This window comes from Sphingobium sp. (genome assembly GCF_035511395.1).
Lineage (GTDB): Bacteria > Pseudomonadota > Alphaproteobacteria > Sphingomonadales > Sphingomonadaceae > Sphingobium.
In genome coordinates this window covers 1-14,223 of the sequence record NZ_DATKFP010000316.1, presented here as the reverse complement: position 1 = coordinate 14,223, position 14,223 = coordinate 1, and the positions used below count along the sequence as shown (strand labels likewise).

Genomic DNA, 14,223 nt, shown 5'->3' with positions numbered 1-14,223 from the left:
TGCCCCGCCTTTTTCTTTCGAAATGGCCGTCAGGCTGCATCCAGCGTCGAGAGGCCAACGCCAAGTACGCGGCCGTCCGGCACAGCGCCGGTGGATGCGGGCGATATGGCCGCCTCATGCTTGAGTTGCAGCAGGATATTGCCATCCCCGATGCAGGAGGGCGGAAGGCGCAAGGTGACGACGCGCCCGAGCGCGCTGAGCTTGTGATTCCCCAGGAAATAGCCGTTGGCGAGAATGTCGACGCCCGGCCGGTCCATGCCGGGGAGGATGAAGAAACGCAGGCCAAGATGCACGGTGACATAACCGCCGCTATACTCTTCCAGTGCGAAGCGCAGCGAATGGACTTCGTCGCTGCCCCAGACGCCCCAGCCTTCGCGCCCGAACCATCCCCCTGCCAGGAAATCGTCTGCCGCATGGTCTCCATCGTCGTGGTCCGTGCCGAAATGCACCGGCCAGTTTCGGGGCAGGATGGGAAAGCCCTCGTCCGACCAGCGCGTCTTGCCTTCGGTTGCCGCCGCAGCGTCCCGCCGGCGGGCATGGGTTTCGCTCAGCACCAGTTCGACCAGATGCTGAAGCTGGTCGAGCCGCCGGATGCTGTCGCCCATCATGTGCTCCAGCCTGTCGAGCCGCTGCTCGATCGTGGCGATGCTGTCCTGCATATTGTCCGGGGCGGTCAGCGGATCATTTCCTTGGTTACGATGTCGCTCCTCTGATGGCGGGCAAATCTCCCGCTGTCGACCATCTTTGTCGGCGTTGCGGCTCAGGCGTCGGGCATCTCGACGATCAGGTCGGCCAGTCGTTCGGCTTCACGCAGATCGTGGGTGACATAGAGGATCGGCAGACCAATTTCGTCGCGGAGCCGCTCAATCAGGGGCAATATCTCCTCGCGCCGCGCCCGGTCGAGGCCGGTGAGCGGTTCGTCCATCAACAGGAATCGGGGCGCGGACAGGAGTGCGCGGCCGATGGCGACGCGCTGGGCCTCGCCGCCGGACAGGGTCGCGGGCATACGGTGCAGCAGATGGCCGATGCCGAGGAAGGTCAGTATCTCCTGCTGCGAGAGCCGGCCGCCGGGGCGGCGACCATAGCGCAGATTGGCATCCACCCGCATGTGGGGGAAGAGGCGCAGATCCTGGAACAGATAGCCGGCATGACGATCGGTGACGGGCAGGTCGATGCCGGCGCGGTTGTCGAACAAGGTTTCGCCGCCGACCCCGATATGGCCCTGATCGGGGCGCAAAAGACCGGCGACCATGTTGAGGATGCTGGTCTTGCCAACGCCTGATGGCCCGATGAGCGCGATCAGCCGCGCGTCGGATCGGCAGGCCAGGGCGATGTCGCGGTCGCCCAGCCGGTGGCGGACGTTGATGTCAAAGGACATGGGGCATGCGTCCCTGCGCCACCCGGCGCGCGAGAATTTCGGACAGGAGGAGCGCGCCGAGCGAGAGCAGCACGGAGATGATCGCGAAGCGGCTGACCGACATTTCAGCGCCCGGCACCTGGAGCGCGGCATAGATGGCGATCGGCAGGGTGCGGGTTTCGCCGGGAATGTCGGACACGAAGGTGATGGTCGCGCCGAACTCCCCGATCGAGCGCGCGAAGCCCAGCATCGCACCCGCCAATATGCCGGGCAGCGACAGCGGCAGCGATATGGACAGGAAACTGCGCAAGCGCGAGGCGCCCAGCGTCTGCGCCGCCTGCTCCAGTCGCCGGTCGACCGCTTCGATCGACAGGCGCATCGCCCGCACCATCAGCGGCATCGCCATGATCGCGGCGGCAAGCGCTGCGCCGGTCCAGCGGAACAGCAGCGTCACGCCGAACCACTGGTCGAGCCAGCGGCCGATGGGACCATTGATGCCGAACAGGATCAGCAGCAGCCAGCCGGTGACGACGGGCGGCACCACCAGCGGCAGATGGACCAGCGCATCAAGCAGCAGCTTGCCCGGAAAGCGCCCGCGCGCCAATATCCAGGCGAGGGCGAAGGCGATCGGCAGCATGGCCGTCACCGCGACCAGGCTGACCTTGAGCGACAGGCTGATGACCGTCCAATCGTCGGGCGTCAGGGAAGAAAACATGTCATGCTGGGTGGGCGATATGCGTCCTGCCGTCAAGAAAGCGCGGTCGGGCACGGCATGTCCCTGGCTTGCCATATCTTCCATGTCATGGTGGCTTTCGCTCGGCTGGAAAAAACCATGGCGATGGTGTAGCGGCCGCCCTGTGGAGGGTCGCAGCCACTCTATCTGACAATTTCATCTGACTGGACCTGTGCATGAAAGAATTGATTGCCTTCGACCTCGATGGAACCCTGGCCGAAAGCAAGCAGCCGCTGGGCGAAGCGATGGGCGAGGCGCTGGCGGACCTGCTGGAGGTCGCGCATGTCGCCGTGATTTCAGGTGGCGACTGGCCCCAGTTCGACAAGCAGGTGGCGAGCCGCCTGCCCGCGCGTGCAGACGTGACCCGGCTGTGGCTGATGCCGACCACCGGGACGAAGCTGTTCACCTGGCGCGACGGCGGCTGGAAGCCGGTCTATGCCGAACTGTTCGATGACGGGCAGAAGGGCGCGATACTGGAGGCGTTCGACGCATCGCTGGAAGCGACCGGCTTCGTGCCGGAACAGACCTGGGGCGAACGGATCGAGGATCGCGGCAGCCAGATCACTTTTTCCGCGCTCGGCCAGCAGGCGCCGATCCACGCCAAGGAAGGCTGGGATCCAGACTTCGCCAAGCGCAAGATCATCCAGGCGGACCTGCGTGGGCGTCTGCCCGGCCTGTCTATCAACATGGGCGGCGCGACCTCCATCGACATCACCCGCGAGGGTGTCGACAAGGCTTATGGCCTCAAGAAGCTGCGCGATGCGAGCGGTATCGCGCTGGATGCGATGATGTTCATCGGCGACGCCATCTTCCCCGGCGGCAACGATTATCCGGCCAAGCAATTGGGGCTGGACACGGTGAAGGTGCGCGATCCGGAAGAAACACTGTCGGTCATCGCGGCGATCGTCGCCTGCCAGAAATAAGGCGCCGGAAACAGGGTTCAGGGCGCACTGAAGCCATAGCGCGCCAGGATCGACCGGCCGGTCGAGGACAGCAGGAAGCGCCGAAAGGCTTCTGCGTCCTTGTGCCGGCTGGCGGTCAGCCGGGCGACCGGATAGCGGATCGGCGCATGGCTGCCGACGGGAAAGGCGCCGACCGCGGCCACGCTCTTGCTGGCGCGCGCGTCGGTCGCATAGACGATGCCGAGCGGCGTGGCGCCACGTTCGACCAGCGCCATGGCGGCGCGGACATTGTCAGCGCGGGCGACCTTGCCCTCCACCTGCGGCCATACGCCTAGCGCCATCAGGGCCGCCTTGCCATATTTGCCTGCGGGCACGCTGTCCGGATCGGCCATGGCGAGCCGCCCGTCGCCCAGCGCGTGCGCGATCGGCATACCGCGTCCGATGCGGAGCGCGACCGGCTTGTCCGCAGGACGGACCAGTACCAGTCGGTTGCCCGCCAGATTGGCCCGCGTGCCGCGCGCCACCAGTCCGGCGCGCTCGACATCGTCCATCCATTCCTCGTCGGCGGACAGGAACAGGTCGGCAGGTGCCCCTGCCTTGATCTGGCGGGCAAGGGCGGACGAGCCGGCAAAGGACAGGACCGGGCGGGGATGGCCGCGCGCGGCCCAGGCGTCGGCAGCGCTGTTCATCGCTTCCTGCATGCTCGCCGCCGCCAGCAGCAGCGGTCCGCGATCGCCGGGGGCTGCCTGTGCCGTGGAGGAGCCGATCAGGGTAAGCAGCGCCAGGGCGCGAAGCAGCAATGTCATCATGCCGCCTGTTTGCGCCGGTCGCGCGGGGCAGGCAAGCGTCGCTTTTGTCGGCCGCCTCAATCCGCTAGGGCCATGGCCATGATCGATCGCAACCGGACTCCCCGCTGACCATGGCGATCGTGCGAAGCCAGTGCGGGCAGTGCGCCGTGGGCTGCGGGATGCGCGTGCTGACCGATGACGACCGGCAATTGCGGATCGAGGGCGACGCGACCCATCCGGCGAATGGCGGGCTGTTGTGCGCGCGGGCGATCGAACTGGAGGACAGCGCGCGGCTCGAAGGACGGATGATGCATCCGGTGATGGAGGGGCGGCGGCAGGGCTGGGAGCGGGTGATCGCGCAGATGGCGCGGCGACTGACGGCCATCCTGACACGCCATGGTCCGGGCAGCATCGCGCTGCATGTCGGCGGCGGGTTGCTGACCGAAGACTATTATGTCGCCAACAAGCTGATGAAGGGCTTTCTCGGTTCGGCCCATATTCATGCGCCGTGGCTGGGCGACACCGCACGGTTGCAGCGCGCTGCCTTCGGCGAGGATGTCATGCCCGCTACGTTCGAGGATATCGATCGTGCCGGAACGATCCTGCTGGTCGGTGGTGAGGTTGGGCACGATCATCCGGTGCTGATGGACCGTGTGCAGGCGGCGCGATCGAATGGCGCGCGGCTGATCCATCTCGGGTCACCGGGTGAGGGTGACGCGATCGGGGCGGCTCTGCGTCTGCCGGTTGCGCCCGGCGGCATGGCGCGGTTGATGGGCGGCCTGTTGCTTCATTGCTATGATACGGGCCTGATCGATCCGCTTTGGCTGGAACGGCATGTCGCCGTGCCGATGGGCTATTGGCATGACCTGCGGCAGGGCCATGACGTCTGGTCGGTGGCGCGCGCCTGCGGCCTGCCGCCGGGATCGATCCGCGCCTTCTACGAGACATGGGCGGCTGAAGCGCAAACGGTGACGCTGGCCGGCGGCAGGGAGGCCGCAGCGGTGCTAAGCCTCCATCTCGCGACCGGGCGTATCGGCCGGCCGGGCACTGCGCCTTTCCTGATCGGTGGTGGTGCCAATGGCATGGGCGCGCGCGAGGTCGGCTGCATGGCCGACAGCCTTGCGGCACATATGGGCTTCGATGACGAGGCGCTGGCCCGGATGGAGCGTTTCTGGGGCGCGCGCCGCATGGTTCAGGCGGAGGGCCTGGAGGGCGAGGCGCTGCTGGATGCGATGCGCGATGGCCGGGTCAAGGCGCTGTGGAGCGTCGGGGCGGATGCCGCTGCGACGGACTGGCTCAGGGAAGCGCGCGCGCTGGTGCCCCTGTCGATCCGGGCATCCGATCAGGTGGAGCCGGATTCGGACGGCTGGAGCTTCCGATTGCCTTCGGCCGGATGGATCGAGAAGGACGGAACGCTGACCGGCATGGATCGGCTCGTCAGCCGGCAGCGCAGGCTGTTCGACCTGCCCGGCGAGGCCCGGCCCGACTGGTGGATGCTGACCAAGGTCGCGCAGGCGATGGGATGGGGCGATGCCTTCCATTATGAGTGGGCGGCCGACATTTATCGCGAGCATGTGCGACTGACCGCCTATCAGAATGATGGCGCGCGGCTGCTCAACCTCAAGCGTCATGCGCCGATTTCCAATCCGGCTTATGCCGAACTGACGCCGTGGCGCTGGGGCGAACTGCCTTTCGACGAGGGGCGGTTCCCGACGCCTGACGGCCGCGCGCGGCTGCTGTAAACAAGCGATCAGGCGGCCGCCGCTATGCCCCGAAGATGGGCGAGCAGCGTGTCGCCATTGGCCTGCCAGGTGAAGCGCAAGGCGGTTTCGCGGACGGCGGCCTGGGATGGCGGATTGTCGAGGATCGCCCGGATGGCGGTAGCGATTGCGTCGGGATCGCGTTCCACGATCCGGCCCGCCTCCGGCCGGTCGAGCAGTTCGCGCGCCCCCCCCACGTCGCTGATGACGATCGGCGTGCCGCAGGCGAGCGATTCGACCCAGGCATTGGCCAGGCCTTCCGATTCGGACGGCAGCGCCATCACATCGGCAGCGGCGAAGATCCGCGGCAGCTTGTGATGGGGCACGGAGCCGAGAAAGCCGATCCGCCGTTCGACGCCCAGTTCCTGTGCCAGATTTTCCAGCGTCCGACGATATTGGCCCTGACCGGCCAGCAGCAGTGTGACGTCGGGCAGTTGCGGCAGGGCGCGGACCAGCAGATCCTGCCCTTTGCGCGGGATCAGCGCGCCGACGCTGAGCACCACCGGGCCGTTGAAGTCGAGCGCCGCCTTGGCCGCCGCGCGGTCGGTGATCTCGAACGTGTCGAGATCGACGCCGGTATAATGGACGCGGACCTTTTCGGCATCGATGCCCATGCGGGCCATCGACCGGCGCATTGCGTCCGACACGGCGAGCAGCCCGGCGGCGGCGTCAGCCGCCTTGCGCACCATCTTGCGGGTGCCGCCCTGCGTGCCCCAATGATGGATGTCCGCGCCGCGCGCCTTGACCGAATAGGGGATGCCGAGCGCCTTCGACAGGCGCTGGGCCACCGGGCCGTCGGGGAAGAAGAAGCTGGCGTCGATCACGTCGAACGGCTTTTCCGCATGAAGCCGCCTGATGAGCGGCAGGATCGCGCGGGTCATGGTGCCGACATTGGTCCGGCCGCCGAATTTGGGAATGATCGGGAAGGTCGGGCGATAGACGGTCAACTCGCGCCAGCGCTCCTTGCGCGGCAGTGCGCGCAGCGGCGCATAGCGGCCGGCATGCGACAGCGGCCATGGCGGCAGGCCGACAGGTGCGACCACGGTGACGTCGGCCTCGGGGCGGCTGGCCAGTTCGCGCGCCTGCCGTTCCACGAACACGCCGAAATTGGGCCGGCTGATGTCGGGAAAGAGGGTCGACAACATGAGGATGTTGAGTGTCATGGGCCCTCTCTGGATGCACAGATTTGACGCATGGTTAAGCGCGGAGCGGCAGAATGGCTAGAGTCGTCGGACGAGTTGTTCCGCAACCGCCGCCCAGGGCGGGTCGGTCAGCACCAGTTGGCGGGTGCCGGACCCCAGCGGCAGCATCTGCAACCGGTCGCCTTCGCGCCCGATCAGGCGGCCGAACAGGAAGCGGCCGGCGGGGCGCGGCAGCAATATGTCGCGGTTGAGCGCGCTGCCATAATCCTCCGGCAGGATGCGGCGGCACCAGATGGCATCGCCTGCGCGATAGTCGCCGATGCTGGCGCCGACATGCACGCCGACCATGCCGTCCGAGGCGATCGGCGGCGGGAATGTCAGGGTGCGGGTCGGCGCCCGCGCGCCATCGGGGCCGAGCAGCGCGGCGACGGGGATTTCGCTCTGGCCCGGCAGGGCGACCAGTTCGGCGCTGGTGACGCCCAGGGCCAGCGCGATTCGGTTCAGCCATTTGACCGAGACTGTACGGGTTCCGGTTTCGAGTCGCCCGATCGTCTGAGCCGTGGTAGGGGGATCGCACAGCACACCGACCTGCTCCAGGGTCAGTCCCTTCGCCTTGCGAACCTCACGGATGCGGGTGATCATATACGCCTCGCAAATAACCTATTTGGTTTTCTCTTTCCTACAGATTATCCGCCATGGCAAGCCCATCATCCTGATTCACTGGATGGAGGCGCAAATGACGAACCATGTCGAGCAGTTGGTCGAGGGGCCGGACGGCCGAAGCCGGATGGTCATGGTGCATCTGGGCGAATCGCCGCTCGCCTGGCTGCATGCGCGGGGTCATCTGAGCGCACGGCACTATGTCGCGGGCGACAAGTTGCGGGCCGACTGGGAAAAGGCCGGGCTGGGTGCGCGGGTGACAATGTGTTGGGATGCCGCGCCACGCGAGGGCGGACGGCGCGGCTCCGGCGGGCGGCCCGATCCGACGCTGGCGCAACTATCGGCGAAGGATCGGTTCGACGGCGCGATCCGCGCGGCGGGACCGGGGCTGGCCGATATCCTCTGGCGCGTCGCCTGCGCGGGCGAAGGGCTGGTCGCGGCGGAAAAGGCACTGGGCTGGCCGAGCCGCGCGGGCAAGCTGGTGCTGACGCTGGCGCTCGACCGGGTGGCGGGCTGGTACCGGGTACCCTGATAATTATTTGACCATGCCTGCGCCGAGCAGGAGGAGCAATTTCACGTCCATGGCATAGCCCTCCGCCCGCCAGGCGGCGATCTGGTCGGGCAGGGTGGCCAGCGGCACGCGGTGGACATGGATGTCCTCGCCATCCACCCCGCCGCCATCGCCCGTCTTCACCAGTTCATGGGCGCGGAACAGGGTGAAGCTTTCCGACACCATGCCCGGAGAGCTGTAGAACTGTCCCAGCGATTCGAGCCGGGCGGGATGGTAGCCGGTCTCCTCCTCCAGCTCGCGGGCGGCGGCGAGGCTGGCTTCCTCCCCCTCATCATGGTCGCCGACAAGGCCGGCGGGCAGTTCGATGCAGCGGCGACCCAATGGCACACGATATTGATCGACCAGCAGGACGTGGCGGCCATCCGTCGCCTCGTCGATCGCCAGAATGACGGCGGCGTGGATGCCGCGCGCGCGGCCGACATATTCCCATTTGCCGCGCCTCTTGGCGGTGATGAAGCGGCCCTCCCACATGATTTCCTCGGGAGCGGTCCGGTCGGGGTCGGTCATAATTCGATCAGCCTGTCGGGTAGTTCGTTGATGTCGTCGTCGGCGCGTGGGAAATGGGCGGCCAGCACCGCGCCCACCTGTCGTACCGCAGCGGCCAGGCCTTCGCCGGCATGGTCGGCGCGGATCGCGGCGATCAGCGCGGCCATGGCCTCGCCCCAGGCTTCGGGTGCGACCTTCTCGTTGATTGCGCGGTCGGCGACGATCTCGGCGCGATGTTCGTCGAGCGAGAGGTAGATGAGCACGCCGGTGCGCCCGCGCGTGCGAGCCTCGGCGGCGGTGCGGAACAGCAGGATGGCGCGTCGCCGCACCCGCCGCGCCTTGGTCGCGCGCGGGGTCATAACCATGCGCAGCGGCATGATCGCCAGCAGATAGCGCACGACCAGGAATTTGAGGATGAGGAGGCCGAGCAGCCCCATCAGCAGCTTCCAGTCGGCCAGCTCATGCTCCCAGTCGAGCAGCAGCATGGAAAGGAAGCCGCGCAACTGCGCCGGGAAGGCGGCCATCAGGGCGAGGGCGATGAACACCGCCGCCGCCGCCCAGCTGAGGCCGACATCATGATAGCTGTCGGATCGGCGGGCCACCATAGTCACGATCTCGCCGGAGGTGTGGGCCTCCGCCTCCGCCACGGCGGTCGACACGATGTCATGGTCGGCTTTTGTGAGATGAAGCTGCATCACCAGTCCCCCGACGCGCCGCCGCCACCAAAATCGCCGCCGCCTGAAAAGCCGCCGCCGCTGTCGCCGCCGCCCCAGCCCGATCCGCTACCCCAGCCGCCGCCCGATCCCCAGCCTGAACCGCCCGTGCCCGGTCCCCAGATGATGACTGGCGGAATACCGCCGCCACGGCGATAGCGCTTGCCGCCCCGCGCGCGCGACAATAGCGGCAGGGCAACGAAGAAAACGATGAACAATATGACCCAGAAGCCGATGATCGCGCCGCCGCCGTCATCCTGGCTGCGGGCGTCGGCTTCGGCCGCTGCCGCGCGTTGGCGCGCCTGATCCGGGGGCAGCGCGAGCAGCGAGGCGATCTGATCCGCCCCCGCATTGATGCCGCCCGCCATGTCGCCGGCCTTGAAGCGTGGCGTGATGTCCCGGCGGATGATCTGCGACGAAAGGGCGTCGGTCAGTATGCCTTCGAGGCCATAGCCGACCTCGATCCGCACCTTCCGGTCGTTGGGCGCGATGATCAGCAGGGCGCCGTTGTTACTGCCCTTATCGCCGATCTTCCAGTCGCGGCCGAGGCGATAGCCATAATCGGCAATCTCATAGCCCTGAAGATCGGGGATGGTCGCCACGACCAGTGACCGGCCGCTCGCCTTCTTCTGCGCGATCAGCTTCTGGCTGAGCGCCTGCTCCTGCGCCGGATCGAGCAGGTTCGCCGCGTCGATCACGCCGCTGTCGTTGTACTTCGGAAAGCTCTGCGCCCACGCCGCCGGCGCAAAGGCCAGCAGCGCGAGGATCAGGAGCAGGCGACACAGCATCGGATCAGTTGCCGAAGTCGACCTTCGGCGCTTCCTCCGCGCCGGGCGTGGTGGCCTGGAACGGGGTCATGGGCTTGGCGCCGTGGATCAGCTTCGCGCCGATCGCGTCGGGGAAGGTGCGGATGCGGGTGTTATAGGCCTGCACCGCGCCATTATAGTCGCGGATGGCAACGGCGATGCGGTTTTCCGTGCCTTCCAGCTGCGACTGGAGTTGCAGGAAATTCTCGTTGGTCTTGAGGTCGGGATAGGCCTCGACAGAGGCGAGCAGGCGGCCAAGGCCCTGGCTGAGTTGCGCCTGCGCGGCCTGGAACTGCGCAACCTTGGCGGGATCGGACAGATCCTCGGCATTGACCTGGACGGACGTCGCCCTGGCGCGGGCCTCCGTGACCTTCACCAGCGTATCCTGTTCCTGCTTGCCCGCCGCCTTCACCGTGGCGACGAGATTGCCGACCAGATTGGATCGGCGCTGATATTGTGCCTGGACATCGGCCCATTTGGCTTTGGCCTCTTCTTCGGCCGTCGGCACGCTGTTGATGCCGCAAGCGGACAGGGCGAGCGCCCCGAACAGGGGAAGAAGCAGGGTGGAGTAGCGGCGCAGAAGCGTCATGGAACATCCTCGGCTTTGTTTCGCTGTTGAAATAGGACGTTGCTCCGGGCGGTGCAACGGGCCATGCAGTCATTATCGCAGATGGTATAAGGGGCTTACACCATGGGGCTGATTTCCGAATTCAAGACATTCATAAATCGCGGCAATGTGATGGACCTTGCCGTCGGTGTGATCATCGGTGGCGCCTTCGCCACCATCACAAAGTCGCTGACGGACGACCTGATCATGCCGGTCGTCGGCTTCATCTTTGGCGGCGCGGACTTTTCGGGCTATTTTCTGCGGCTGGGTGAACTGCCAGCCGGGTTCAAGGGCAATCCCGACAGCTATGCTGATCTGAAGGCGGCCGGCGTCGCCATGTTCGGCTGGGGCCAGTTCCTGACCGTGCTGGTCAACTTCATCATCCTCGCCTTCATCATTTTCCTGCTGGTCAAGGTCGTGAACAAGCTGACTGCCAAGCCGGAACCGGAAGCGGCCGCCCCTGCGCCGACGCCGGAAGACATTGTGTTGTTGCGCGAAATCCGGGATTCACTCAGAAAATAATCGTTTATGCGACGAAACGAGCCTGCGATGGGAACCATCCACCGCGCGGCCAGTTGAACCGCGTCAGGGTTAACAGGCCGTTCTTGCGGTCTCGCCTTGCGAAACGACGTCAGCCCGTAGGGGGCGCAACAGGAGAAAACGCCGTGAAAACCTTTGTCACTGTTCTTGGCCTTGCCAGCATGGTTGCACTTGCTGCGTGCGATTCCAAGCAGGAGAACAAGGTCGAGAACGCATACGAGAATCAGGCGGCTGCGCTCGACAACCAGGCTGACAATATGGAAGCCATGGCCGACAACCTGACCGGCAATGCCGAAAACGCGGCGGAAAATGCTGCCGACGTGTTGGAGAACAAGGCCGACGCCACCCGCGAAGCGGGTGAGAAGGCGGCGGACGCCGTGGAAAAGAAGAACTGATAAACCCGCTCCTTCGGGGGCTGGTGAAAGGGGCGTCGCGATCCAGTCGCGGCGCCCCTTTTTCGTTCCATCGCGCCTTTAACGCCCCCTTAACCACGTCCCGCCATGGTGCGGCTGCGCGCATCCGTGGGGCCAGTGGGAATGGACGAGTTACTACAGGAATTCATATCCGAAACCCAGGAGACGCTGGAAGCGCTCGCGGGTGAAGTCGTGGCGTGGGAGGCTGATCCTTCCGATCGCGACCGGCTCGATGCCATTTTCCGCTTCTTCCACACGGTCAAGGGTAGCTGCGGTTTCCTGAACCTGCCCCGCTTCGAACGGCTGAGCCATGCCGCCGAGGATGTTCTGTCCGAGATTCGCGCCGGCAACCGGCAGCCGGACCCGGCGACGGTGACGGCCGTGCTGGGCCTGATGGATCGTATCGGCGAATTGACCGAAGCTGTCGCCATGGGCGCCGCGCTGCCCAACGAAAATGACGATTATCTGATCGCTGCGCTCAGCGCGCCTTCGGATGCGATAATGCAGCAGGAAGCAGGATCGAGGGAAGCGGGCGTCGCGACGGCTGCGGTCGCGCGACAGGCAAGCCAGGCCGCCCCGCGCACGATCCGCCTGCCTCTGAGCCTGATCGACCAATTGATGAACGGCGTGTCCGATATGGTGCTGGCGCGCAACGAACTGTCGCGCAAGCTGCGCGAGCGGTCCGCCGATCCCGAACTGGATACGGTGTTCGAGCGGCTGTCGGCATGTGTGGCCGACATGCGCGATGTGATTTCCAAGACGCGGATGCAACGCGTCGACCGCCTGTTCGCCGCGATCCCGCGCATGGTGCGCGATCTGGGCCGTGAACTGGGCAAGCGCATCGACCTGACGCTGGAGGGCGGCGACGTCGAAATGGACCGCGAGATGGTGGAGATGGTCGTCGACCCGCTCACCCATATCGTGCGTAACAGCATCGACCATGGCATCGAGACGCCGGACAAGCGCCGTGCCAGGGGCAAGCCGGAAGCCGGCAAACTACGGGTCGAGGCGCGCCAGTCGGGTAACCAGATCGTCATCGCCATTGCCGACGACGGTGCGGGCATCGACACGTCGCGTTTGGTCGAGAAGGCGATCGCCGCCGGGCGCCTGACGCCTGAAGCGGCCGCGCGGATGAGCGAGCAGGACAGGCTGGACCTGATCTTCCAGGCCGGGCTGTCGACCGCGCAGCAGGTCACGGCCATTTCCGGTCGCGGCGTGGGCATGGACGTGGTGCGCGCCAATGTGGAGCGAATCGGCGGCGTCATCGCGCTCGACAACCAGCCGGGGCAGGGGCTGTGCATCACGCTGCGCGTGCCGCTGACGCTGACCATCATTCCGGGCCTCATCATCCGGGCAGGCGGTCAGCATTTCGCGATTCCGCGCTCGGCGGTCGTGGAAATCCTGCACGATAATAATGACATGCTCCAGATCAGCGAAGTCGGCGGCGCACAGATCGCGACGATTCGCGGGATGCGCCATTCGATGGTCGCGCTCGAAGACGTGCTGGGGATGGAGAAGCTGGCGCAGGCCGGGCCGCGCGCGATCATGGTCGTGCGATCCGCCACAGGCGTGCCCTTCGCCATGGGCGTGGCGGCGGTCGACAATCATGAGGAACTGGTGATCCGGCCGGCCTCACCCCTGGTGATGGCGAGTGGCGTCTATGCTGGCATGACCCTGCCCGACAATGGCAGGCCGATGCTGTTGCTCGACGCGGCCGGCCTCGCCAATGCCGCGCGCCTGCCCAATATCATCGACGATCGGGCGGCGCAGCAGGACGAGCAGGCCGATGCGCAGGCACGGGTCGAAATGGTGGCGGCGCTGCGTTTCGAGGAATTGACCGGCGAGCGCCGCCTGTTGAAATTGTCGCTGATCGAGCGGGTCGAGGATATCGATGCGCGGCTGTTCGGTCGGTCGGGCGGTCGCGCTTTCGTGCGGCTCGACGGGCGACTGGTGCCTGTCGCCAATGGCCAGGCGAGCTTCGACCGGGACAAGGTGTCGGCGTTGCGCCTGCGTGACGATCAGCGGGAGGCCTGCTATCCGGTCGCCGCGGTGCTAGACATCGTCGAAATGCCACTGATGCCGGACATGGTGGCGATGCACGGTGTGCTGAGCGGCGTGTCGGTGATCGAGGGCGAGCATCTGGAGGTGCTGAACCCCTTCGCGCTGTTCGCGGCCCTGCCGGAGGAGACGGTGGCCGAGCAGCCGCGTGGTCGCTGCCTGCTGGCCGACAGCGAGGATGGCTGGACGCGCGAGATATTGGCGCCGCTGCTGCGCCAGGCGGGCCATGACGTGATGCTGGGCTTGCCCGCCGATGCGGCGGTCGATCCGCGCGACGTGGTGCTGTGCAGCGGGTCCGATGCGGCGCAGGTGGCCGGGATCATGGGGTGTCGCGTGGTGCAACTGCGTGCTTCTCCCCGTGCCATGGGGCCGCAGGATGGCAGCATCTATCGCTACGACCAGGATGCGCTGATGGCGGCGATCGCCGGAGGGCAGAGGTAAGGATCATGGAAAAACTCTATCTTCTGGCGATGCTGGCAGGCACGCGGATCGCGGTCGAGGCCAGCGAGGTCGAGGCTGTCGTCAAGCTGACCGATATTTCTCCTGTGCCGGGCATGGGCGCGCATGTGGCGGGGCTTTCCGCGCTGCGCAGCCGGGTGCTGACGATCATCGATGTCGTCGCCATCGTGCATGGCCGGGCCACGCCCGCCGATCAGCGCGGGCTGGCGATCATCGCCGACATCAGCG

At 66.3% G+C, this 14,223-nt stretch carries 17 protein-coding genes; 7 read left to right on the top strand and 10 right to left on the bottom strand.

Features of this window, described 5'->3' with window-relative positions:
• Positions 1-29: 29 nt before the first annotated feature.
• The 3 genes from VMR39_RS21980 to modB form a co-directional block, all read right to left on the bottom strand.
• Positions 30-659, bottom strand: a complete 630-nt coding sequence (locus VMR39_RS21980; protein ID WP_325419107.1) for a hypothetical protein — start codon at positions 657-659, stop codon at positions 30-32.
• 101 nt (positions 660-760) lie between these two features.
• Positions 761-1,378, bottom strand: a complete 618-nt coding sequence (locus tag VMR39_RS21975; protein WP_325419105.1) for an ATP-binding cassette domain-containing protein — start codon at positions 1,376-1,378, stop codon at positions 761-763.
• Complete coding sequence (gene modB, locus VMR39_RS21970; RefSeq protein WP_325419147.1) at positions 1,368-2,072, bottom strand: molybdate ABC transporter permease subunit; 705 nt, start codon at positions 2,070-2,072, stop codon at positions 1,368-1,370. The genes VMR39_RS21975 and modB overlap by 11 nt, the downstream gene beginning before the upstream one ends.
• 194 nt (positions 2,073-2,266) lie before the next feature.
• Here modB and VMR39_RS21965 point away from each other — a divergent pair, with 194 nt between their 5' ends.
• Positions 2,267-3,013: an HAD-IIB family hydrolase gene (locus tag VMR39_RS21965; RefSeq protein WP_325419103.1), complete on the top strand. Its 747-nt coding sequence runs from the start codon at positions 2,267-2,269 to the stop codon at positions 3,011-3,013.
• A 17-nt stretch (positions 3,014-3,030) separates the two neighbouring features.
• Here the strand turns inward: VMR39_RS21965 and modA are convergent, their stop codons facing one another.
• The gene (gene modA / locus VMR39_RS21960) at positions 3,031-3,801 is read right to left on the bottom strand and encodes a molybdate ABC transporter substrate-binding protein (RefSeq protein WP_325419101.1); all 771 of its coding nucleotides are present in this window, start codon (positions 3,799-3,801) and stop codon (positions 3,031-3,033) included.
• Between the two features lie 110 nt (positions 3,802-3,911).
• Between modA and VMR39_RS21955 the strand changes: the two genes are divergently transcribed.
• Positions 3,912-5,522, top strand: coding sequence for a molybdopterin-dependent oxidoreductase (locus tag VMR39_RS21955; protein WP_325419099.1), 1,611 nt, complete (start codon positions 3,912-3,914; stop codon positions 5,520-5,522).
• An 8-nt stretch (positions 5,523-5,530) separates the two neighbouring features.
• Here the strand turns inward: VMR39_RS21955 and VMR39_RS21950 are convergent, their stop codons facing one another.
• Together VMR39_RS21950 and VMR39_RS21945 are read right to left on the bottom strand one after the other, a co-directional pair.
• Positions 5,531-6,703, bottom strand: coding sequence for a glycosyltransferase (locus VMR39_RS21950; RefSeq protein WP_325419097.1), 1,173 nt, complete (start codon positions 6,701-6,703; stop codon positions 5,531-5,533).
• A gap of 57 nt (positions 6,704-6,760) precedes the next feature.
• Positions 6,761-7,324, bottom strand: coding sequence for a helix-turn-helix transcriptional regulator (locus VMR39_RS21945; protein ID WP_325419095.1), 564 nt, complete (start codon positions 7,322-7,324; stop codon positions 6,761-6,763).
• 94 nt (positions 7,325-7,418) lie between these two features.
• Between VMR39_RS21945 and VMR39_RS21940 the strand changes: the two genes are divergently transcribed.
• Positions 7,419-7,874: a DUF6456 domain-containing protein gene (locus VMR39_RS21940; RefSeq protein WP_325419093.1), complete on the top strand. Its 456-nt coding sequence runs from the start codon at positions 7,419-7,421 to the stop codon at positions 7,872-7,874.
• A gap of 3 nt (positions 7,875-7,877) precedes the next feature.
• On the opposite strand, the gene VMR39_RS21935 is transcribed toward VMR39_RS21940, so the two are convergent.
• The 4 genes from VMR39_RS21935 to VMR39_RS21920 are packed head-to-tail and all read right to left on the bottom strand — an operon-like array spanning position 7,878 to position 10,507.
• On the bottom strand, positions 7,878-8,420 hold the full coding sequence (locus VMR39_RS21935; protein ID WP_325419091.1) for an NUDIX hydrolase: 543 nt from the start codon (positions 8,418-8,420) through the stop codon (positions 7,878-7,880).
• Positions 8,417-9,094, bottom strand: a complete 678-nt coding sequence (locus tag VMR39_RS21930) for a TPM domain-containing protein (protein WP_325419089.1) — start codon at positions 9,092-9,094, stop codon at positions 8,417-8,419. Before VMR39_RS21930 ends, VMR39_RS21935 begins: the two co-directional genes overlap by 4 nt.
• A complete protein-coding gene (locus VMR39_RS21925) occupies positions 9,094-9,900 on the bottom strand; it encodes a TPM domain-containing protein (protein WP_325419087.1) in 807 nt (268 codons plus the stop codon). The genes VMR39_RS21930 and VMR39_RS21925 overlap by 1 nt, the downstream gene beginning before the upstream one ends.
• A gap of 4 nt (positions 9,901-9,904) precedes the next feature.
• Positions 9,905-10,507, bottom strand: coding sequence for a LemA family protein (locus VMR39_RS21920; RefSeq protein ID WP_325419085.1), 603 nt, complete (start codon positions 10,505-10,507; stop codon positions 9,905-9,907).
• A 102-nt stretch (positions 10,508-10,609) separates the two neighbouring features.
• Between VMR39_RS21920 and mscL the strand changes: the two genes are divergently transcribed.
• The 4 genes from mscL to VMR39_RS21900 all read left to right on the top strand — a co-directional run.
• Entirely contained in the window at positions 10,610-11,047 is a 438-nt protein-coding gene (mscL, locus tag VMR39_RS21915) for a large conductance mechanosensitive channel protein MscL (RefSeq protein ID WP_325419083.1), read from the top strand.
• 143 nt (positions 11,048-11,190) lie between these two features.
• Positions 11,191-11,460, top strand: coding sequence for a hypothetical protein (locus VMR39_RS21910; RefSeq protein ID WP_325419081.1), 270 nt, complete (start codon positions 11,191-11,193; stop codon positions 11,458-11,460).
• Positions 11,461-11,601: 141 nt separating this feature from the next.
• Positions 11,602-13,977, top strand: coding sequence for a chemotaxis protein CheA (locus VMR39_RS21905; protein ID WP_325419079.1), 2,376 nt, complete (start codon positions 11,602-11,604; stop codon positions 13,975-13,977).
• A gap of 5 nt (positions 13,978-13,982) precedes the next feature.
• Positions 13,983-14,223: chemotaxis protein CheW (locus tag VMR39_RS21900; protein ID WP_325419077.1), on the top strand; the 241-nt coding region annotated here is incomplete at its 3' end.

What these genes read in the sequence shown, in the direction of transcription:
- VMR39_RS21980 (WP_325419107.1), bottom strand. Translation starts at nt 659, where the DNA reads ATGCAGGACAGCATCGCCACGATCGAGCAGCGGCTCGACAGGCTGGAG.
- VMR39_RS21975 (WP_325419105.1), bottom strand. Translation starts at nt 1,378, where the DNA reads ATGTCCTTTGACATCAACGTCCGCCACCGGCTGGGCGACCGCGACATC.
- modB (WP_325419147.1), bottom strand. Translation starts at nt 2,072, where the DNA reads ATGTTTTCTTCCCTGACGCCCGACGATTGGACGGTCATCAGCCTGTCG.
- VMR39_RS21965 (WP_325419103.1), top strand. Translation starts at nt 2,267, where the DNA reads ATGAAAGAATTGATTGCCTTCGACCTCGATGGAACCCTGGCCGAAAGC.
- modA (WP_325419101.1), bottom strand. Translation starts at nt 3,801, where the DNA reads ATGATGACATTGCTGCTTCGCGCCCTGGCGCTGCTTACCCTGATCGGC.
- VMR39_RS21955 (WP_325419099.1), top strand. Translation starts at nt 3,912, where the DNA reads ATGGCGATCGTGCGAAGCCAGTGCGGGCAGTGCGCCGTGGGCTGCGGG.
- VMR39_RS21950 (WP_325419097.1), bottom strand. Translation starts at nt 6,703, where the DNA reads ATGACACTCAACATCCTCATGTTGTCGACCCTCTTTCCCGACATCAGC.
- VMR39_RS21945 (WP_325419095.1), bottom strand. Translation starts at nt 7,324, where the DNA reads ATGATCACCCGCATCCGTGAGGTTCGCAAGGCGAAGGGACTGACCCTG.
- VMR39_RS21940 (WP_325419093.1), top strand. Translation starts at nt 7,419, where the DNA reads ATGACGAACCATGTCGAGCAGTTGGTCGAGGGGCCGGACGGCCGAAGC.
- VMR39_RS21935 (WP_325419091.1), bottom strand. Translation starts at nt 8,420, where the DNA reads ATGACCGACCCCGACCGGACCGCTCCCGAGGAAATCATGTGGGAGGGC.
- VMR39_RS21930 (WP_325419089.1), bottom strand. Translation starts at nt 9,094, where the DNA reads ATGCAGCTTCATCTCACAAAAGCCGACCATGACATCGTGTCGACCGCC.
- VMR39_RS21925 (WP_325419087.1), bottom strand. Translation starts at nt 9,900, where the DNA reads ATGCTGTGTCGCCTGCTCCTGATCCTCGCGCTGCTGGCCTTTGCGCCG.
- VMR39_RS21920 (WP_325419085.1), bottom strand. Translation starts at nt 10,507, where the DNA reads ATGACGCTTCTGCGCCGCTACTCCACCCTGCTTCTTCCCCTGTTCGGG.
- mscL (WP_325419083.1), top strand. Translation starts at nt 10,610, where the DNA reads ATGGGGCTGATTTCCGAATTCAAGACATTCATAAATCGCGGCAATGTG.
- VMR39_RS21905 (WP_325419079.1), top strand. Translation starts at nt 11,602, where the DNA reads ATGGACGAGTTACTACAGGAATTCATATCCGAAACCCAGGAGACGCTG.